At 69.7% G+C, this 19,845-nt stretch carries 17 protein-coding genes; 11 read left to right on the forward strand and 6 right to left on the reverse strand.

The annotated features are described in order from the left end of the window. Window positions 1-21: 21 nt before the first annotated feature. Window positions 22-648: a DUF3043 domain-containing protein gene (locus GTY58_RS31425; RefSeq protein WP_010987436.1), complete on the reverse strand. Its 627-nt coding sequence runs from the start codon at window positions 646-648 to the stop codon at window positions 22-24. Window positions 649-918: 270 nt separating this feature from the next. Here GTY58_RS31425 and GTY58_RS31430 point away from each other — a divergent pair, with 270 nt between their 5' ends. The 5 genes from GTY58_RS31430 to GTY58_RS31450 all read left to right on the forward strand — a co-directional run bounded on the left by GTY58_RS31430 (window position 919) and on the right by GTY58_RS31450 (window position 7,477). Then, window positions 919-1,716, forward strand: coding sequence for a PspA/IM30 family protein (locus GTY58_RS31430; protein WP_078234551.1), 798 nt, complete (start codon window positions 919-921; stop codon window positions 1,714-1,716). 24 nt (window positions 1,717-1,740) lie between these two features. Continuing rightward, the gene (locus GTY58_RS31435; protein ID WP_010987438.1) at window positions 1,741-2,019 is read left to right on the forward strand and encodes a hypothetical protein; all 279 of its coding nucleotides are present in this window, start codon (window positions 1,741-1,743) and stop codon (window positions 2,017-2,019) included. A 239-nt stretch (window positions 2,020-2,258) separates the two neighbouring features. Then, window positions 2,259-3,479, forward strand: a complete 1,221-nt coding sequence (locus GTY58_RS31440; RefSeq protein ID WP_010987439.1) for a sensor histidine kinase — start codon at window positions 2,259-2,261, stop codon at window positions 3,477-3,479. Further along, on the forward strand, window positions 3,476-4,159 hold the full coding sequence (locus GTY58_RS31445) for a response regulator transcription factor (protein ID WP_010987440.1): 684 nt from the start codon (window positions 3,476-3,478) through the stop codon (window positions 4,157-4,159). The genes GTY58_RS31440 and GTY58_RS31445 overlap by 4 nt, the downstream gene beginning before the upstream one ends. 156 nt (window positions 4,160-4,315) lie before the next feature. Then, complete coding sequence (locus GTY58_RS31450; RefSeq protein ID WP_010987441.1) at window positions 4,316-7,477, forward strand: efflux RND transporter permease subunit; 3,162 nt, start codon at window positions 4,316-4,318, stop codon at window positions 7,475-7,477. Window positions 7,478-7,607: 130 nt separating this feature from the next. Here the strand turns inward: GTY58_RS31450 and nadA are convergent, their stop codons facing one another. Beyond that, the gene (nadA, locus tag GTY58_RS31455; protein WP_037646895.1) at window positions 7,608-8,792 is read right to left on the reverse strand and encodes a quinolinate synthase NadA; all 1,185 of its coding nucleotides are present in this window, start codon (window positions 8,790-8,792) and stop codon (window positions 7,608-7,610) included. Between the two features lie 334 nt (window positions 8,793-9,126). On the opposite strand from nadA, the gene GTY58_RS31460 reads away from it, so the two are divergent. After that, on the forward strand, window positions 9,127-9,483 hold the full coding sequence (locus tag GTY58_RS31460) for an iron-sulfur cluster assembly accessory protein (protein ID WP_010987443.1): 357 nt from the start codon (window positions 9,127-9,129) through the stop codon (window positions 9,481-9,483). Window positions 9,484-9,689: 206 nt separating this feature from the next. On the opposite strand, the gene GTY58_RS31465 is transcribed toward GTY58_RS31460, so the two are convergent. Both GTY58_RS31465 and GTY58_RS31470 read right to left on the reverse strand, forming a co-directional pair. Next, window positions 9,690-11,549 (reverse strand): membrane protein, encoded by a 1,860-nt coding sequence (locus tag GTY58_RS31465; RefSeq protein WP_037646721.1) that lies wholly within the window; start codon window positions 11,547-11,549, stop codon window positions 9,690-9,692. A 175-nt stretch (window positions 11,550-11,724) separates the two neighbouring features. Continuing rightward, entirely contained in the window at window positions 11,725-11,934 is a 210-nt protein-coding gene (locus tag GTY58_RS31470; protein WP_010987445.1) for a hypothetical protein, read from the reverse strand. A gap of 133 nt (window positions 11,935-12,067) precedes the next feature. Here GTY58_RS31470 and GTY58_RS31475 point away from each other — a divergent pair, with 133 nt between their 5' ends. Further along, window positions 12,068-13,042, forward strand: coding sequence for a carbohydrate kinase family protein (locus GTY58_RS31475; RefSeq protein ID WP_037646724.1), 975 nt, complete (start codon window positions 12,068-12,070; stop codon window positions 13,040-13,042). Window positions 13,043-13,077: 35 nt separating this feature from the next. Here GTY58_RS31475 and GTY58_RS31480 read toward each other — a convergent pair whose 3' ends face one another. Continuing rightward, window positions 13,078-14,460 (reverse strand): cysteine desulfurase/sulfurtransferase TusA family protein, encoded by a 1,383-nt coding sequence (locus GTY58_RS31480; protein ID WP_010987447.1) that lies wholly within the window; start codon window positions 14,458-14,460, stop codon window positions 13,078-13,080. A 328-nt stretch (window positions 14,461-14,788) separates the two neighbouring features. On the opposite strand from GTY58_RS31480, the gene coxB reads away from it, so the two are divergent. From coxB to GTY58_RS31500, 4 genes are all read left to right on the forward strand, one after another. Further along, window positions 14,789-15,748 (forward strand): cytochrome c oxidase subunit II, encoded by a 960-nt coding sequence (coxB, locus tag GTY58_RS31485; RefSeq protein WP_010987448.1) that lies wholly within the window; start codon window positions 14,789-14,791, stop codon window positions 15,746-15,748. Beyond that, window positions 15,745-17,484: a cytochrome c oxidase subunit I gene (ctaD, locus tag GTY58_RS31490; protein WP_010987449.1), complete on the forward strand. Its 1,740-nt coding sequence runs from the start codon at window positions 15,745-15,747 to the stop codon at window positions 17,482-17,484. The genes coxB and ctaD overlap by 4 nt, the downstream gene beginning before the upstream one ends. Continuing rightward, window positions 17,481-17,879, forward strand: a complete 399-nt coding sequence (locus GTY58_RS31495; protein ID WP_010987450.1) for a cytochrome c oxidase subunit 4 — start codon at window positions 17,481-17,483, stop codon at window positions 17,877-17,879. The genes ctaD and GTY58_RS31495 overlap by 4 nt, the downstream gene beginning before the upstream one ends. Window positions 17,880-18,053: 174 nt before the next feature. Beyond that, a complete protein-coding gene (locus tag GTY58_RS31500; RefSeq protein ID WP_010987451.1) occupies window positions 18,054-19,319 on the forward strand; it encodes an Ig-like domain-containing protein in 1,266 nt (421 codons plus the stop codon). A gap of 56 nt (window positions 19,320-19,375) precedes the next feature. Here GTY58_RS31500 and GTY58_RS31505 read toward each other — a convergent pair whose 3' ends face one another. Beyond that, window positions 19,376-19,774, reverse strand: a complete 399-nt coding sequence (locus tag GTY58_RS31505) for a response regulator transcription factor (RefSeq protein ID WP_010987452.1) — start codon at window positions 19,772-19,774, stop codon at window positions 19,376-19,378. Window positions 19,775-19,845 lie beyond the last annotated feature (71 nt).

Here is a 19,845-nt window from a genome sequence, read left to right on the forward strand (position 1 = left end):
CCCCGGAGAAAGACGTCGCGCTCAGGGCCGCTCTCCGCGCTTGACCTGCGGCTTCGGCAGCCGGAGGCGACGCATCTGGAGAGAGCGCATCAGTGCGTAGGGGATGGCGCCCTTCTTGGGCACATCGGGGAAGCGCGCGTCCAGCTGCTTCTTCAGACGGAACGCGCTGATGATCGAGTCGATCACGATCAGCACGATCACGACGAGCCACAGCAGCAGCGCGATGTTCTGGAGCTGCGCCACCTTCAGCACGCTCAGCACGAGGATCAGCACGGCCAGCGGGAGGAAGAACTCCGCGACGCAGAAGCGCGAGTCGATGAAGTCCCGGGCGAACTTGCGCACCGGACCCTTGTCGCGGACCGGGAGATAGCGCTCGTCGCCGCTGGCCAGCGCCTGGCGCTGCCTCTCCAGCTGGACGCGGCGCTCGTCGCGCTGCCGCTTGGCGGCCTCCTTGCGCGTCGTCTGCGTGTTGGCCACGCTGCGACGCTGGGTCTGGGCCTCACTGCGCTTGGGCGTGGGGCGCCCCTTGGGGGCCTGCGGGTGACGGGGCTGCTTGGAGTCGGTCACCGGCGCCTTGTCGGCGGGGGCCTTCTCTTCCTTGGCACGGCTACGGAACACAAAACCCAAGGGTACGGGGTGTCGGGGCATGGACCCCAGTCGAGGTGGGAACGATCCGGCAACACCAGGCGTCTGTAGGGGACAGGGATCAGGACAGGAGTCGGGACAGGCAGGGGCAAACCGTGGGTGACACCTACGGGTGGCGCCTACTCCCTGGGCCGGAGCGGGGGCCTACGCAGTCGTCCTTGGGGATGAGCGCATCAGTCCCCGAACAGTGCGGTAATGGATGCAGGCCCCGTACTGTGGGTTCTGTTGTAGTCGCTGGAGCTGGAGTCCGTCAGAAGGGGGCGCGCGAAGCCCATGAGCGGTGTCATGAAGCGTATGGGGATGATCTTCCGCGCGAAGGCGAACAAGGCCCTTGACCGGGCCGAGGACCCGCGCGAAACCCTCGATTACTCGTATCAGAAGCAGCTGGAGCTGCTCCAGAAGGTGCGCCGGGGCGTCGCCGACGTGGCGACCTCGCGCAAGCGCCTGGAGCTCCAGCTCAACCAGCTCCAGTCCCAGTCCTCGAAGCTGGAGGACCAGGGGCGCAAGGCGCTCGCGCTGGGCCGCGAGGACCTGGCCCGCGAGGCCCTCTCCCGCCGGGCCGCGCTCCAGCAGCAGGTGACGGACCTGGAGACCCAGCACCAGACGTTGCAGGGCGAGGAGGAGAAGCTCACCCTTGCGGCGCAGCGGCTCCAGGCCAAGGTGGACGCCTTCCGTACGAAGAAGGAGACCATCAAGGCGACGTACACGGCGGCGCAGGCACAGACCCGCATCGGCGAGGCGTTCTCCGGCATCTCCGAGGAGATGGGCGACGTCGGCATGGCGATCCAGCGTGCCGAGGACAAGACCGCGCAGCTCCAGGCGCGGGCCGGCGCGATCGACGAACTGCTCGCCTCCGGTGCCCTCGACGACCAGTCCGGGCTGGCCAAGGACGACATCCAGAGCGAGCTGGACCGGCTCTCCGGTGGTACGGATGTAGAGCTGGAACTCCAGCGCATGAAGGCGGAGCTGGCGGGCGGTTCGTCCTCCTCGCAGCAGGCGATCGAGGGCGGCACGGGCCAGTCCCCGTCACAGCAGCAGCCGCAGGACACTCCGCGCTTCGACAAGCAGTGACGTCCCACGCCTGAGGAGGGCGACATGATCGTACGGATCATGGGGGAGGGGCAGGTGAGGCTGGACGACAGCCACCTCACCGAACTGAACAAGCTGGACGACGAGCTGCTCGCGGAGATGGAGAGCGGCGACGAGGAAGGCTTCCACCGGACGCTGGGGTCGCTGCTGGGGGCGGTGCGCCGACTGGGCGACCCGCTTCCGGACGCCTCGCTCGAGCCGTCGGAGCTGATCCTTCCGTCTCCGGACGCGACCTTGGACGAGGTCCGGGAGATGCTGAGCGACGACGGTCTGATTCCGGGCTGACGCGGGTGGTGCCCTGCTGGAGCCGGGGCTGACGCGGGTGGTGCCCTGCTGGAGCCGGGGCTGATGCGGGCGGTGCCCCGCCTGAGCTGGGTTGCGCGACCCACCCACCTACCCACCCTCCCCACGCCGGCCGCGGTTCCCGGGCAACCCACCGGTCAGCCGCGATTCCGGCGCCCCACCAGGCAGGCGCGACGTCGGCATCCGTTCCGCCCCCTGCAAGGGCCCCGTACCTTTGCGGGGTGAGCACCCTCGAGCGCACCCGGTGCAGACTGCGCGCCCACCCGTTCGCGCTGGACGCCGTCCTCGCCGCCGGCGTCCTCGCCTGCATGCTGAGCGCCTCCTTCGTGGACCCCCACGGTGGGAACGGCGCCACCTGGGGCGCCCGCGCCCCGGGCGCCCTCAGCCTCACCCTCATGGGACTCGCCGCCGCGGCCCTCGTCTTCCGGCGCCGCGCCCCGATGGCCGTCCTCGCCGCCACGGGCGCCGTCTCCCTCGTGGAGCTGGTCACCGGCGACCCCCGCGCGCCCGTCGCCATGTCCGCCGTCGTCGCCCTCTACACCGTGGCCTCCACCAAGGACCGGCCCACGACCTGGCGGGTCGGCGTGCTCACCATGACCGTGCTGACGGCGTCCGCGATGCTCGCGGGGCCTCTGCCCTGGTACGCCCAGGAAAACCTCGGCGTCTTCGCCTGGACGGGCATGGCCGCCGCCGCCGGCGACGCCGTACGCAGCCGGCGGGCCTTCGTGCACGCCATCCGGGAACGCGCCGAGCGAGCCGAACGTACGAGGGAGGAGGAGGCGCGGCGGCGCGTCGCCGAGGAGCGGCTGCGCATCGCCCGCGATCTGCACGACGTCGTCGCCCACCACATCGCCCTCGTCAACGTGCAGGCCGGGGTCGCGGCCCATGTGATGGACAAGCGGCCCGACCAGGCGAAGGAGGCGCTCGCGCACGTACGGGAGGCCAGTCGCTCCGCCCTCAACGAACTGAGGGCCACGGTCGGGTTGCTGCGGCAGAGCGGGGACCCCGAGGCGCCGACCGAGCCGGCCCCCGGCCTGCACCGCCTCGACGAACTCGCCGACACCTTCCGCAACGCCGGCCTCCCCGTCGAGGTCGCCCGCGCCGACCACGGCACCACCCTGCCCGCCGCCGTCGACCTGGCCGCGTACCGCGTCATCCAGGAGGCCCTCACCAACGTGCAAAAACACGCGGGCGCCGGGGCGAAGGCCGAGGTCAGCGTCGTACGGGTGGGGCCGAATGTGGAGATCACCGTTCTCGACAACGGGGCGGGCACGGACCAGGGGCCCGAGAACGGCGGTGGGCACGGGCTGCTCGGCATGCGGGAACGCGTCACCGCGATCGGGGGCACCTGCACCGCCGGCCGCCGATACGGAGGCGGCTTCCGGGTTCATGCGATCCTGCCGGTCAAGAACCGTACGACCGCCCCGGAGGAGACCGTATGACCATCCGCGTCCTGCTCGCCGACGACCAGGCGCTGCTGCGCAGCGCGTTCCGGGTGCTGGTCGACTCCGAGCCCGACATGGAGGTCGTGGGGGAGGCGTCGGACGGCGCGGAGGCGGCGCGGCTGGCGGGGGAGACACAGGCCGACGTCGTCCTCATGGACATCCGGATGCCGGGGACCGACGGGCTGGCCGCGACACGGCTGATCAGCGCGGATCCCGGGCTGACGCATGTCCGCGTCGTCATGCTGACGACCTTCGAGGTCGACGAGTACGTGGTCCAGTCGCTGCGCGCGGGCGCGTCCGGGTTCCTGGGGAAGGGGGCCGAGCCCGAGGAGCTGCTGAACGCGATCCGGGTCGCGGCCGGGGGAGAGGCGCTGCTGTCCCCGGCCGCCACCAAGGGACTCATCGCGAAGTTCCTCGCCCAGGGGGACGGCCTCGACGACGAGCGCGATCCGGCGCGGGCCGAGCGCCTCGACGCGCTGACGGGCCGGGAGCGCGAGGTCCTCGTCCAGGTCGCCGGCGGGCACTCCAACGACGAGATCGCCGAGCGGCTCGAAGTCAGCCCGCTGACCGTGAAGACGCACGTCAACCGGGCCATGGCCAAGCTCGGCGCGCGGGACCGGGCCCAGCTCGTGGTGATCGCGTACGAGTCCGGGCTGGTCCGTCCAAGGGTGGACTGACCTCCACCGGGCCGTACTGCGCCCGCAGTATGCGCCGGATAAGGAAATGGACCCACGGGCTACGGATCGGGCACCGGGGATGGCTCATTGTGTAAGGGCGGATGCTCGTATGTGCCCGCTCCTGCCGCGCCCGCCACGGAAGAGAGACCCTGATCCATGTCCTGGCTGTCCAGGTTCAGCCTCGCGCAACGGGCCCTGATCGGGCTGATGTCGATCGTCGCGCTCGCCTTCGGAGCCATCGCGATCCCTCAGCTCAAGCAGCAGCTGTTGCCCACCATCGAACTGCCCATGGTGTCCGTGCTGGCGCCCTACCAGGGCGCGTCCCCGGACGTGGTCGAGAAGCAGGTCGTCGAGCCCATCGAGGACAACCTCGAGGCCGTCGACGGCATCACGGGCGTCACTTCCACGGCGAGCGAGGGCAACGCCGTGATCCGGGCGTCCTTCGACTACGGCAACGACACCAAGCAGCTCGTCGCCGACGTCCAGCAGGCCGTCAACCGCGCCCGCGTCCAGCTCCCCGACGCTGTCGACCCGCAGGTCATCGCCGGTTCGACCGACGACATCCCGACCGTCGTCCTGGCCGTCACCTCCGACAAGGACCAGCAGGCACTGGCCGATCAGCTCGACCGGACCGTCGTCCCCGCTCTGAAGAGCATCGGCGGCGTCGGCCAGGTCACCGTGGACGGCGTCCGCGACCTCCAGGTCACCGTCACGCCCGACGACAAGAAGGCCGCGAAGGCGCGCGTCACCTCCGCCGCGATCGGCCAGGCACTGCAGGCGGGCGGCGCGACCGTCCCGGCGGGTTCCTTCGACGAGGACGGCCACAACCGCACCGTCCAGGTCGGCGGCGGCCTCACCTCGCTGGGGCAGATCCGGGACCTGATGGTCATGGGCGGGGCCGGCAAGAAGCCCGTACGCCTCGGTGACATCGCCACCGTCGAGCAGGAGCCCGCCAAGGCGGACTCCCTCACGCGCACCGACGGCAGGCCCAGCCTCGCCGTCAACGTGACCATGGACCACGACGGCAGCGCCGTAGCCATCTCGGAAGCGGTCAAGGACAAGCTGCCGGGCATGCGCAAGGACCTGGGCTCGGGGGCGACGATCACCGTCGTCAGCGACCAGGGCCCCGCGGTCTCGAAGTCCATCGACGGTCTGACGACCGAGGGCGCGCTCGGCCTGCTCTTCGCGGTCCTCGTCATCCTGGTCTTCCTGGCGTCGGTCCGCTCGACCCTCGTCACGGCGGTGTCCATCCCGCTGTCGGTGGTCCTCGCGCTGATCGTCCTGTGGACCCGCGACCTGTCCCTCAACATGCTCACGCTCGGCGCGCTGACCATCGCGATCGGCCGGGTCGTCGACGACTCGATCGTGGTCCTGGAGAACATCAGGCGTCATCTCGGGTACGGCGAGGAGCGCCAGGAGGCGATCCTCAGGGCGGTCCGTGAGGTGTCCGGTGCGGTCACCTCGTCCACGCTGACCACGGTCGCGGTGTTCCTGCCCATCGGTCTGGTCGGCGGCATGGTGGGCGAGCTGTTCGGCTCGTTCTCGCTGACCGTGACGGCCGCGCTCCTCGCGTCGCTGCTGGTCTCGCTGACGGTCGTACCCGTTCTGTCGTACTGGTTCCTGCGCGCCCCGAAGGGCACGCCCGACGACGCGGAGGAAGCCCGCCGGACGGCCGAGGAGAAGGAGGCGAGGAGCAGGCTCCAACGTGTCTACGTCCCTGTCCTGCGCTTCGCCACGCGCCGCCGCCTCACCAGTGTGCTGATCGCGGCCGCGATCCTGATCGGCACGTTCGGCATGGCGCCGCTGCTGAAGACGAACTTCTTCGACCAGGGCGAGCAGGAAGTCCTCACCGTCAAGCAGGAGTTGAAGCCGGGCACCAGCCTGGCGGCGACCGACGCCCAGGCCAAGAAGGTCGAGAAGATGCTCGACGGGGTCAAGGGCGTCAAGGACTACCAGGTCACCGTCGGCTCGTCCGGCTTCCTGGCGGCCTTCGGCGGCGGCACGGACACCAACCAGGCGTCGTACTCGGTCATGCTGGACGACTCGGCGTCGTACGAGGACGTGCAGAACAGCGTCGAGGAGGGGCTCGCCAAGCTCTCCGGGATCGGTACGACGACGGTGTCGGCCGGTGACGGATTCGGCAGCCAGGACCTGAGCGTGGTCGTGAAGGCGGCCGACGCGGACGTCCTGCGGAAGGCCTCGGACCAGGTCCGTGCCGAGGTCGCGAAGCTGGACGACGTCACGGACGTGTCGAGCGACATGGCGCAGAGCGTGCCGCGCCTCTCGGTGCGGGCCAACGACAAGGCCGCCGCGGCGGGCTTCGACGACACCACCCTCGGCGCGGCCGTGACCCAGGCGGTACGGGGCACCACGAGCGGCAAGGCGCTCCTCGACGACACCGAGCGCGACATCGTGATCAGGTCGGCCAAGCCGGCCGAGACGTCGGCCCAGCTGAGGAACCTGCGCCTGGGTGCGGTGAAGCTGGGTGACATCGCGACGGTGAAGCTGGTGGACAGCCCGGTTTCGATGACCCGGATCGACGGACGGCGCGCCGCCACCATCACGGCACGGCCGACCGGCGACAACACGGGCGCCGTCAGCACGAAGCTCCAGTCGAAGATCGACGCGCTGAAGCTGCCGACCGGTGCGACGGCGGAGATCGGCGGTGTCTCGCAGGACCAGGACGACGCGTTCAAGAACCTGGGCCTGGCGATGCTGGCGGCGATCGCGATCGTGTTCATGCTGCTGGTCGCCACCTTCCGCTCGCTGGTCCAGCCGCTCATCCTGCTGGTCTCCATCCCCTTCGCGGCGACGGGCGCGATCGGTCTCCTGGTGGCCACGGGCACTCCGATGGGTGTCCCGGCGATGATCGGCATGCTGATGCTGATCGGCATCGTGGTGACGAACGCGATCGTGCTGATCGACCTGATCAACCAGTACCGCAAGCAGGGTTACGGCACGGTCGACGCCGTGATCGAGGGCGGCCGTCACCGCCTCCGCCCGATCCTGATGACGGCCCTGGCGACGATCTTCGCCCTGCTCCCGATGGCGCTCGGCGTCACGGGCGAGGGCGGCTTCATCGCCCAGCCGTTGGCGGTGGTCGTCATCGGCGGTCTGATCACGTCCACGCTGCTGACGCTGCTGCTGGTCCCGACGCTCTACACGGTGATCGAGGTCCGTAAGGAGCGCCGGGCGAAGAAGAAGGCGGCGAAGCGGGCGGCGAAGTCGGGGAACCCGTCCTCGCCGACGGGGACGCCGACGGAGACAGAGGCGGAGACGGACGCGGACGCCGGGCAGCCGGAACCCGCGCAGGCCTGACGTCTTCACACGCCCCGGGCCCTGGTCCGCACTCACGGTGCGGGCCAGGGCCCGGGGGTTTTTCGTTCGTGGGCGGACGGGCGCGGACGAGCCGGGCCGCGCAACGGCCGAGCCCCCGCGCCCCGGAGGGTTACGGCAGCGCCAGCATCCGCTCCAGCGCCAGCTTCGCGAACTGTTCCGTCTCCCGGTCCACCTCGATGCGGTTGACCAGGTTGCCCTCGGCGAGGGACTCCAGGGTCCACACCAGATGCGGCAGGTCGATGCGGTTCATCGTCGAGCAGAAGCAGACCGTCTTGTCGAGGAAGACGATTTCCTTGCCCTCGGGAGCGAAACGGTTCGCCAGGCGGCGTACGAGGTTCAGCTCCGTACCGATGGCCCACTTGGAGCCCGCGGGCGCCGCTTCCAGCGCCTTGATGATGTACTCGGTCGAACCGACGTAGTCCGCCGCGTCCACGACCTCGTGCTTGCACTCGGGGTGCACGAGGACGTTCACGCCGGGGATCCGCTCGCGTACGTCGTTCACCGAGTCCAGCGAGAAGCGGCCGTGCACGGAGCAGTGGCCCCGCCACAGGATCATCTTCGCGGACCGCAGCTCCTCGGCCGTCAGCCCGCCGTTCGGCTTGTGCGGGTTGTAGAGCACGCAGTCGTCGAGCGACATCCCCATGTCCCGCACGGCCGTGTTGCGGCCCAGGTGCTGGTCGGGAAGGAAGAGGACCTTCGAGCCCTGCTCGAAGGCCCACTCCAGCGCCCGCTGCGCGTTCGACGAGGTGCAGATGGTGCCGCCGTGCCGGCCCGTGAACGCCTTGATGTCCGCGGACGAGTTCATGTACGAGACGGGTACGACCTGCTCGGCTATGCCGGCCTCGGTCAGCACGTCCCAGCACTCGGCGACCTGCTCGGCGGTGGCCATGTCGGCCATGGAGCACCCGGCGGCCAGGTCCGGCAGCACGACCTTCTGGTCGTCGCCCGTCAGGATGTCCGCGGACTCCGCCATGAAGTGCACACCGCAGAACACGATGTACTCGGCTTCGGGGCGCGCCGCCGCGTCCCGGGCCAGCTTGAAGGAGTCGCCGGTGACGTCCGCGAACTGGATGACCTCGTCGCGCTGGTAGTGGTGGCCGAGCACGAAGACCTTGTCCCCGAGCTTCTCCTTGGCCGCGCGGGCGCGCTCGACCAGGTCCGGGTCGGACGGCGAGGGCAGATCGCCGGGACACTCGACGCCGCGCTCACTCCTCGGGTCGGCCTCACGGCCGAGCAGCAGCAGGGCGAGGGGCGTCGGCTGTACGTCGAGCTCCTGGGGCTGGGCGGTGGTCACGACACGCACCCTTTCTGTTCTGCGGCTCGCTTGGATCATGGAGGCGATCCAGCGGGACATGCCTTTTCGTCGAATTGACGCTATCTATCATAACCGGTTCACGTCACTTTGACGAAGGTCATAGTGTCGATGTGACGTGAATCCCGCTGGCTCGAACGGCGGCCGACCTGGACGTGCCGGAGGGGTTGTCCACAGGGCGCTGTCCGTGCTTCGGCGCATGTGCGAGCATGAAGACAGACAAGGGAAAGACACACGCTCGGCCCGGAATGAATCCGCGGCCCCGCCGGTTGCAACCGTCGGCAAGCAGTCTCCGTACAACCCGGGAGAGAAGCAGATGTCCGTATCGGACGAGACCACCACCGTGAGCGACGGCATCATCCTGTCCGACGCCGCCGCGGCCAAGGTCAAGGCCCTGCTCGACCAGGAAGGCCGCGAGGATCTGGCACTGCGCGTCGCCGTTCAGCCCGGCGGCTGCTCCGGCCTGCGCTACCAGCTCTTCTTCGACGAGCGTTCCCTCGACGGCGACGTCGTGAAGGACTTCGACGGTGTCAAGGTCGTCACCGACCGCATGAGTGCTCCGTACCTGGGCGGCGCCTCGATCGACTTCGTGGACACCATCGAGAAGCAGGGCTTCACGATCGACAACCCGAACGCGACGGGCTCCTGCGCCTGCGGCGACTCCTTCAGCTGAGCACGCGGCACCCACCGGTACGCGTACGCAGGCGGCGTACCGGCAGACGTGCTAAGTCGGCAGTCCCCCTCCGACGGGAACGCCGCCTTCGAGCATCCACGGCCTTTTGCGCGGCCTTCGCGCAGGCACGGGCGGGCCTTCGCGCAGGCACGGTGGCCGCCACCGGTGCGGCCACCACTGGGGCAGCCGCACCGGGCGGACCGGGGCTACTGCGGCTGAGCCGACTGGGCCGACTTCGGCAGCCGGTGCTCCGCCGCCGTCTCCTTCGGGATCTGCGTGCCGTCCGAGCCCACCACCTTGCGGTCACCGAGCGGCGCGTCCAGGTGGAGCGTCCGGTGGTACTCCTTGGCGATCATGATGCAGACCTTGTCCTGCCAGGGCGTCTCGGTCACGGTGACCTTCACCTCGTCGGAGCTCTCGCTCGCCGACGCCGCGTAGTCCCCGCACACCCCGCCCGTGAAGCTCACGGTCAGGTCCTTCCCGTCGGCCGTGTAGCCGTCCACCTTGACGTCACGCTTGGTCGGCGCCGAGGTCGACCCGTCGCTGGGCCGCGGGGCAGGCGAGCCGCTCGGCGCCTGCGAAGGCTCCGTGGGCTGCGAAGCCCCCGGCGCGGCCACGTACCGCGGGTCGACCGCCGGATGCGTCACGGTGAAGGTGTCGTCGGCCCCCTTCGGACGTACGTCGAACAGCCAGGACGGCACCAGCGCCGGCTGCCCGTCCACCACCTGCGAGGCCAGCCCGAACACGGCGCCCTCGACGGCCACCGGCTCCGGCGTGGGCGTCGCGGTCGACGCCTCGCACGGCGTCTCGTCCTTGTCCTTGAGCGGTACGGGGCTGGCGCAGCCGCCGATGCCCTTGCGGCCGTCCCCCGTCGCCGAACCGTTCATCAGGTCCAGCGTCTTCTGCGCACTGATGACGGGGTACGTGTCGCTCTTCACCGGCGCCTTCAGGTTGCCGCTGCCGCCGACCACCTGGCCGTCCGCGCCGACCTGGATGCCCGTCGTCCAGCCGTGCGTGGGCAGCCCGCCGACCTTCGGCTCGGCGTTCACCACCCGTACCCGGTCCATGACCTGGCCGGCGTTCAGCTTCGCGTCGTCCTGGCCCACCGCCTTCAGGACGGGAGCGGCGGCCTTCCTGGCGGCGGCCTCGCTCACCGGATCGGCGGCCGACCGTCCGGAGGATTCGCTCGGGCACGCCTTGGTGCTCGTGCAGAGGTTGTCGGTCCCCGGCGTGTACCGGCTGAACGTCCAGATCCCCGGTGCCCGCTTGGTCACCCGCAGCGTCGGCCCCGACCCGTCCTTCACCGCCCCGACCGTCCAGGCGTCCCCGGTCAGCCTCGGGGTGCCGTCCACCGCCAGGGCCTGCGCGAGACGCGCCACCTCGTCCTTCGTCACCTCGCCCGTCGCCCGGTACACGGGCGCGGAGTCCGGGCCGTCGGGGAGCTTGCCGTCGGCCCGGTAGGACGCGCCGTAGGGGTTTGGCTCACCCACCGCGATGCCCGGCCTGCCGCCCTCGCTGTAGCCGTCGAGGGCGAGCGGCGGGGGAGTGCCGTCGCCGCCGGGGCCGGTGGAACGGCCGCCGGAGCCGCCGGTCGCGGTCGCGGTGAAGTACGCCCCGCCGCCCCCGACGAGCAGCACCGCGGCCGCCACCGAGGCCACGACCACCGGAGACCGCCGCCGACGCGGTGCGCCTTCGTCGGCACCCGCGACGCCCTCACCGGACTCGGTGATGTCGGCGACTTCGGCGACTTCGGCGTCTTCAGTGACTTCAACGGCTTCGCTGATCTCGGCAGCTTCGGCAGCTTCGGCAGCTTCGGCAGCTTCGGCGGCTTCGGCGGCTTCGGCAGCTTTGGTGTCGTCACTGGCCTCGGCGGTGTCACTGGCTTTGGTGTCGTCACTGGCTTCGGCAGCCTCAGTGACGTCGGCAGCTTCAGTGACGTCGGCAGCCTCACCGGCTGTGGTGGCGTCGGCCGCTTCGGACGCGTCGCCGGCTTCCCCGTCGGGCCGCCCGGTGTTCACCGCGTCGCTCGCGCTGCTCGCGTCGTCGTCGGGTCGCTCGGTGCTCACCGCATCGCTCCTTTGGCTCCACTGCTGTCCCGGACGACCCTGCCCCGTCGGAGAGGGGGCTCAGGAGGGTCGTACGCCGTATCCCCTTTACGGGGGACGGCGATGGGACGCAATGGGGGAGCGCGCGGTTCCCTCGTCGGCGCGCTCTGTCTCAGCGGATCGAAATCTGTGCGGATCAGTCCCCGTAGTCCGACATCGCGTCCAGGAGCCGCGCGGAGGCGGGCGGCACGGTCACGCCGTGAATGAGGGACGGGGAGACCGGGCGGGGGGTGATCCGGTCGGGTGCCGCCCAGTGCGGGGCCATCCGGGCGCCGTCGCCGCGCAGCGACGCCAGATCGCCCTCCAGGTCGAGCGGGACGGAGCCGTGGACCTTCAGGTTCGTCATAGCGGAACCGTAGACACGGTCGGGTCCACGAAGAAAGATCTACTATCGGGTAGTTTTGCCCGCTTCAGTGGGCCCCCGTCGACCGGGTAGCGTGAACTGTCAATCCCTTCCCCCGCAGGAGCGTGTCCTCGCCGTGCGTATCGCAGTCACCGGCTCCATCGCCACCGACCACCTCATGACCTTCCCCGGCCGTTTCGCCGACCAGCTCGTCGCGGACCAGCTGCACACGGTCTCCCTCTCCTTCCTGGTCGACAATCTCGACGTACGCCGGGGTGGCGTCGGCGCGAACATCGCCTTCGGCATGGGGCAGCTCGGTACGTCGCCGATCCTGGTCGGCGCGGCGGGCTCGGACTTCCAGGAGTACCGCGCCTGGCTGGACCGGCACGGCGTCGACACGGCCTCCGTGCGCATCTCCGAGGTGCTGCACACCGCCCGCTTCGTGTGCACCACGGACGCCGACCACAACCAGATCGGCTCCTTCTACACGGGCGCGATGAGCGAGGCCCGGCTGATCGAGCTCAAGTCGGTCGCCGACCGCGTGGGCGGGCTCGACCTGGTCCTGATCGGCGCGGACGACCCGGAGGCGATGCTGCGCCACACGGAGGAGTGCCGGTCCCGCTCGATCCCCTTCGCGGCCGACTTCTCGCAGCAGATCGCCCGTATGAACGGCGACGAGATCCGGATACTGCTGGACGGGGCGACCTACCTCTTCTCCAACGAGTACGAGAAGGGGCTCATCGAGTCCAAGACCGGCTGGAGCGACGAGGAGATCCTGTCGAAGGTCGGCCACCGCGTGACCACCCTCGGCGCGCAGGGCGTGCGCATCGAGCGGGCCGGCCAGGACCCGATCGAGGTGGGCTGCCCCGAGGAGGAGCGCAAGGCGGACCCGACCGGCGTCGGCGACGCGTTCCGCGCGGGTTTCCTGTCCGCCCTCGCCTGGGGCGTCTCCCTCGAGCGCGCCGCCCAGGTGGGCTGCATGCTCGCCACGCTGGTCATCGAGACGGTCGGCACCCAGGAGTACCAGCTGCGCCGCGCCCACTTCATGGACCGCTTCACCAAGGCGTACGGCGACGACGCGGCCGTAGAGGTCCGCCGGCACCTCGCCTGACCAGGCCCTGTCCGGCCGATCAGGCCGGACAGGACCTAGGACAACCGGCGGACCACATAGGCCGAGCCGTGGTCCGCCGGCTCCTCCCCGACGTACTCCTGCCCGCGCATCTCGCACCACGCGGGAATGTCCAGGCGGGCCGCCTCGTCGTCCGACAGGACGCGGACCGTGCCGCCGACGGGCACGTCCCCGATGACCTTGGCCAGCTCGATGACCGGGATCGGGCACCGCTTGCCCAGGGAGTCCACGACGAGGGACTCCGCCCGTACGGCCGTCGCGGGCGCCGACACCGGCGCGCCCAGCTTGTCGCGGACCGCCGACACCGTGCCGGGAAGCACCTCCAGGAAGCGGTCGACATCCTCCGCCGGCGTGCCGAGCGGCAGCGACACCCGCACATTGCCCTCGCTCAGCACCCCCATCGCCCTCAGCACATGGCTCGGCGTCAGGGTGCTGCTCGTACAGGACGAGCCGGACGAGACGGAGAAACCGGCCCGGTCCAGCTCGTGCAGCAGGGTCTCCCCGTCGACATAGAGACACGAGAAGGTGACGATGCCGGGCAGCCGGCGGACCGGGTCGCCGACCACCTCCACGTCCCCGACCAGCTCGGGCACCCGTACCCGGATCCGGTCCGTCAGCTCCCGCAGCCGTACCGCCTCTTCCGCCGCCTCGGCGCGCACCGCCCGCAGCGACGCCGCGGCGGCCACGATCGCCGGGAGGTTCTCGAACCCCGCCGCCCGCCCCGACTCCCGCTCGTCCGTGGGCCCTTGGGGCGCGAATCGCACACCTTTACGCACCACGAGAAGCCCGACGCCCGACGGGCCGCCCCACTTGTGGGCGCTCGCCGTCAGCAGCGACCAGTCACCCGCCACCCGGCCCCAGCCCAGCGACTGCGCCGCGTCCACCAGCAGCGGCACCCCCGCCGCCCGGCACACGTCGGCCACCGCGGCCACCGGCTGCTCCGTGCCCACCTCGTGGTTCGCCGACTGGAGACAGGCCAGCGCGGTGTCCGGGCGCAGAGCTTCGGCGTACGAGGCCGGCGCGACCGTGCCCGTACGGTCCACCGCGACCCGGGTCACCGTCCCGCCCTCCGTCTCGAACACCTCCGCCGAATGGAGTACCGAAGAGTGTTCGACCGCTGACACGATCAGGTGGCGTCCGACACGCCGCCGGCCCGCCAGCGCGCCCGCTACCCCGGAGTGCACCGCACGCGTGCCGGACGAGTTGAAGACCAGCTCGTCCGGCCGGCAGCCCACCGCCTCGGCGGCCGCCTCGCGGGCCGCGTCGAGCAGCAGCCGGGCCCGTCGCCCCTCGCGGTAGAGGCGTGCGGGGTCGGCCCACCCCTCGTCGAGCGAGGCCTGAAGGGCCTGCCGGGCGACGGGGTGGAGGGGAGCGGCGGACGCGGCGTCGAAGTAGGACACGCCGCCACGCTAACTCCTGCGAACACTCCTGCGAACCGCGCGCTCGGCGGGGACGTGGACGGGGACGTGGGCGGCGGCGAGGGCGGGGATGTGGGGCGCAGGCGTCGTACGAGACGTCGGAGGGGCCGTCAGATGAGGCCCGGAGTCGGGCATTCCACCCCTTCGGGGTGTCCGGCGGCGCGTTGGGCACCCTCCCCGCGCGACCCCAAATAGCGTCCAGTAGGGTTTGGTCCGCATAAACATCCAAACCCCTGCCCGACGCAGGGCGGCGACCGACCAGCGAGGCCGCAGCCGAACAGCGCGGGCGAGACTCTCGGGAAGGCGCTACGTGAGTCCCAACGGCTCCGACCGCTCGCCGCGGCGCCCGATGCGGCGGAAGCTGCTGCAGGCACTGACTGCGGGCCTGGTCCTGGCGACCGCTACCGGTTGCACATACAAGGACTTCCCCCGCCTTGGCATGCCCACCCCAGTCACGGAAGAGGCTCCGCGGATCCTCTCCCTGTGGCAGGGCTCCTGGGCTGCCGCGCTCGCCACCGGCGTGCTGGTCTGGGGCTTGATCCTGTGGGCGACCATCTTCCACCGGCGCAGCCGCACCAAGGTCGAAGTTCCCCCGCAGACCAGGTACAACATGCCCATCGAGGCGCTGTACACGGTGGTCCCGCTCATCATCGTCTCGGTGCTCTTCTACTTCACGGCCCGCGACGAGTCGAAGCTCCTCGACCTCTCCAAGAAGCCCGACGTCACGGTCAACGTGGTCGGCTTCCAGTGGAGCTGGGGCTTCAACTACATCGAGAACGTCGACGGCTCGACCGGCAACGCGAAGACCGACAAGAACCTGGCGGCCATTCCGGACCGGTTCAAGGAAGCCTTCCCGGCGAACGCCGGCGGTGTCTACGACGTCGGCACGCCCGGCACGCGGAACCCGCAGACCAACAACCCGGGTCCGACCCTCTGGCTGCCCAAGGGCAAGACGGTCCGCTTCGTCCTCACTTCGCGTGACGTCATCCACTCCTTCTGGGTGGTGCCGTTCCTCATGAAGCAGGACGTCATCCCGGGCCACACCAACTCCTTCCAGGTGACCCCCAACAGGGAGGGCACCTTCCTGGGCAAGTGCGCCGAGCTCTGCGGCGTCGACCACTCCCGGATGCTGTTCAACGTGAAGGTCGTCTCCCCCGAGCGCTACCAGCAGCATCTCAAGGACCTCGCGAAGAAGGGGCAGACCGGTTACGTTCCCGCCGGCATCGCGCAGACGAGCCACGAGAAGAACCGGGAGACGAACAACCTGTGAGCATCCTCAACGAACCCCAGGGTGCCGCCGCAGCTGAGGACTCTTACGAGAACGAGCTGCCGGTACGGCGCAAGCAGCCCGGCAATGTCGTGGTCAAGTGGCTCACCACCACCGACCACAAGACGATCGGCACGCTGTATCTGGTGACGTCCTTCGCGTTCTTCTGCATCGGCGGCGTCATGGCGCTGCTCATGCGCGCGGAACTCGCCCGGCCCGGTATGCAGATCATGTCGAGCGAGCAGTTCAACCAGGCGTTCACGATGCACGGCACGATCATGCTGCTGATGTTCGCGACGCCGCTGTTCGCCGGTTTCGCGAACTGGATCATGCCGCTGCAGATCGGCGCGCCCGACGTGGCGTTCCCGCGGCTGAACATGTTCGCCTACTGGCTCTACCTGTTCGGCTCGCTCATCGCGGTCGGCGGCTTCCTCACCCCGCAGGGCGCGGCCGACTTCGGCTGGTTCGCCTACAGCCCGCTGTCGGACGCGGTCCGCTCGCCGGGCATCGGCGCCGACATGTGGATCATGGGTCTGGCCTTCTCCGGCTTCGGCACCATCCTCGGCTCGGTCAACTTCATCACCACGATCATCTGCATGCGTGCCCCCGGCATGACCATGTTCCGCATGCCGATCTTCGTGTGGAACGTGCTGCTGACCGGTGTGCTCGTCCTGCTGGCCTTCCCGGTCCTGGCCGCCGCGCTGTTCGCCCTGGAGGCGGACCGCAAGTTCGGTGCCCATGTGTTCGACGCGGCAAACGGCGGAGCACTGCTCTGGCAACACCTCTTCTGGTTCTTCGGCCATCCAGAGGTGTACATCATCGCCCTGCCGTTCTTCGGGATCATTTCCGAAGTGATCCCGGTGTTCAGTCGCAAGCCGATGTTCGGCTACATGGGTCTCATCGGCGCCACCATCGCGATCGCCGGCCTTTCCGTGACGGTGTGGGCGCACCACATGTACGTCACGGGTGGCGTACTGCTCCCGTTCTTCTCCTTCATGACGTTCCTCATCGCCGTACCAACAGGCGTGAAGTTCTTCAACTGGATCGGAACGATGTGGAAGGGGTCCCTGAGTTTCGAGACCCCGATGCTCTGGGCGACCGGCTTCCTGATCACCTTCACCTTCGGTGGTCTGACCGGTGTCATCCTGGCCTCGCCGCCGATGGACTTCCACGTCTCGGACTCGTACTTCGTGGTGGCGCACTTCCACTACGTGGTGTTCGGCACCGTCGTGTTCGCGATGTTCTCCGGCTTCCACTACTGGTGGCCGAAGTTCACCGGCAAGATGCTCGACGAGCGCCTCGGCAAGATCACGTTCTGGACGCTGTTCGTCGGCTTCCACGGCACGTTCCTCATCCAGCACTGGCTGGGTGCGGAGGGCATGCCGCGTCGTTACGCGGACTACCTCGCGGCCGACGGCTTCACCGCCCTGAACACGATCTCGACGATCTGCTCGTTCCTGCTCGGCCTGTCGATCCTGCCGTTCCTCTACAACGTGTGGAAGACGGCCAAGTACGGCAAGCCGGTCGGCGTCGACGACCCGTGGGGCTACGGCCGCTCCCTGGAGTGGGCCACGTCCTGCCCGCCGCCGCGGCACAACTTCCTCACCCTGCCGCGGATCCGCTCCGAATCCCCGGCTTTCGACCTGCACCACCCGGAGATCGCCGCGCTCGACCAGCTCGAGAACGCCGGTCACGGTGAGAAGGCCGCCGTCGCTGGTGGCAAGGAGGCCGGCAAGTGAAGATCCAGGGCAAGATGTTCATCTGGCTGGCCGTCTTCATCCTCGCCATGGCGATCATCTATGGCGTGTGGTCGAAGGAGCCGGCGGGCACCACCGCGCTCTTCCTGGCCTTCGGCCTGAGCATCATGATCGGCTACTACCTGGCCTTCACGGCCCGGCGGGTCGACGCGGGTGCCCAGGACAACAAGGAGGCCGACGTCGCGGACGACGCCGGCGAGGTGGGCTTCTTCAGCCCGCACAGCTGGCAGCCGCTCGCCCTCGGCATCGGTGGCGCGCTGGCCTTCATGGGCGTCGTCTTCGGCTGGTGGCTGCTCTACTTCTCGGCCCCGATCATCCTGATCGGCCTGTGGGGCTGGGTCTTCGAGTACTACCGCGGCGAGAGCCGCACCCAGTAGGAACCGCCCCAGCAGTACCCGCCCCTCGCGGGCGTGGTCAGTAGCACGCGCTGAGCGCACGGGAGCCCGGACACTCCGTCAGGAGAGTCCGGGCTCTTTCTTTTCTCGCGTCCGCCGTCCCTCGCTCGGCTCACTCGCCGCGCCGTGACCGACGGAGGTTCTTAGCGTGAAGCCATGAACCACTCACCGCGAAACCGCACGGTCGTCAGCTGCACCCTGCTGGTGATCGCCCTGGGCGCGGCGGGCCTCACCGCCTGCACCTCCGACGGTCACCCGCTCTCGGCGAAGCCGTACGACGCGGCGGGTCAGATCGCCTTCAACGCCCCTGTCGGCGACAGCAAGAAGGCCGACCCCGACAAGCCCCTGGAGATCACCGCCTCGGGCTCGGACGGCCGCATCACGGACGTCACGGCCACCGACGCGAGCGGCCGCTACGTGGCGGGCGAACTCGCCGCCGACGGCAGCCGCTGGCACAGCACCTCACCACTGGCCGCCGGCAGCCGGTACACGGTGCGGGTGAGCACGGAGGACGAGGACGGCGCACCCGGCCGCAAGGACATCACCTTCACCACCAGCGTCCCGAAGACCAAGAAGGAGCTGGGGGTGGCGTTCGGCCCCGAGGCGGGCACGTACGGCGTCGGCCAGCCCGTCACCGCCACACTCAGTGCCCCCGTCAAGGACAAGGCCGCCCGTACGGTCATCGAGCGCGCCCTCAAGGTCGACTCGAAGCCCGTGGTGGAGGGCGCCTGGCACTGGGTGGACGACAAGACGCTGCACTACCGCCCCAAGGAGTACTGGCCCACCCACGCCACCATCACGGCGCACAGCAACCTGAAGGGCGTCAAGGTCGCCGAGCGGCTCTGGGGCGGCGACGTGAAGCCCCTGAAGCTCACCACCGGCGACAGCCTGATCGCCGTCACGGACGCCGCCGCACACTCGATGACGGTCTTCCGCAACGGCAAGGAGATCAACCAGATCCCCGTCACCACCGGCAAGGCCGGCTTCGAGACCCGCAACGGCGTCAAGGTCGTGCTGGGCAAGGAGTACTTCGTACGGATGCGCGGTACCACCGTCGGCATCGCCGAGGGCTCGTCGGACTCGTACGACCTGCCGGTGTACTACGCGACCCGGGTGACCTGGAGCGGCGAGTACGTCCACGCGGCGCCCTGGTCGGTCGGCTCCCAGGGGTCCGCCAACGTCAGCCACGGCTGCACCGGGATGAGCACCAGCAACGCGGAGTGGTTCTTCGACACCGTGCGGGAGGGCGACATCGTCAAGGTCGTCAACTCGAACGGCGACAACATGGACCCGTTCGGGAACGGCTACGGAGACTGGAACCTCGACTGGAAGAACTGGCGCACGGGCAGCGCCCTGATGGCCGGCACCCCGGACGGGCCGAGCCCGGCGGACCGGGCCAAGCTGCGGCCCGAGACGGTGTGAAGACCCGGGGGGTGGCACCGCGCCCCGAACGAGGCGCGGTACGGCCCCCCGAGCTCTCAGCCGATCAGAGCCTTCTGACGCAACAGAGAGGCCAGCGCGGCCGCGAACTCCACCGGATCCACCGGCAGCGTCACCGCGGCGTCCGCACGGCTCCACGTGGCCAGCCAGGCGTCCTGGGGTCGCCCGATCAGCAGCAGCACGGGCGGGCAGTTGAAGACCTCGTCCTTGATCTGCCGGCAGAGACCCATCCCGCCCATCGGCACGGCCTCGCCGTCCAGCACGCAGACGTCGATGCCGCCCTTGTCCAGCTCCGCGATCACGGCGGCCGGCGTCGCGCACTCCAGGAACTCCACCACGGGCACGTCCGGCGCCGGACGGCGTCCGGTGGCGAGCCGGACCTGTTCGCGGGTGTTGGAGTCGTCGCTGTAGACCAGCACCGTGGCGGTCGGCTGCATTCTTCCTCCGAGACATCAGCGTCGTACGGACTTGGACCGATGCGCGGATGCTACTCCCTTGAACACCTCGT

The sequence above is a fragment of the Streptomyces sp. SID5469 genome (assembly GCF_009862865.1).
GTDB lineage: Bacteria > Actinomycetota > Actinomycetes > Streptomycetales > Streptomycetaceae > Streptomyces > Streptomyces avermitilis.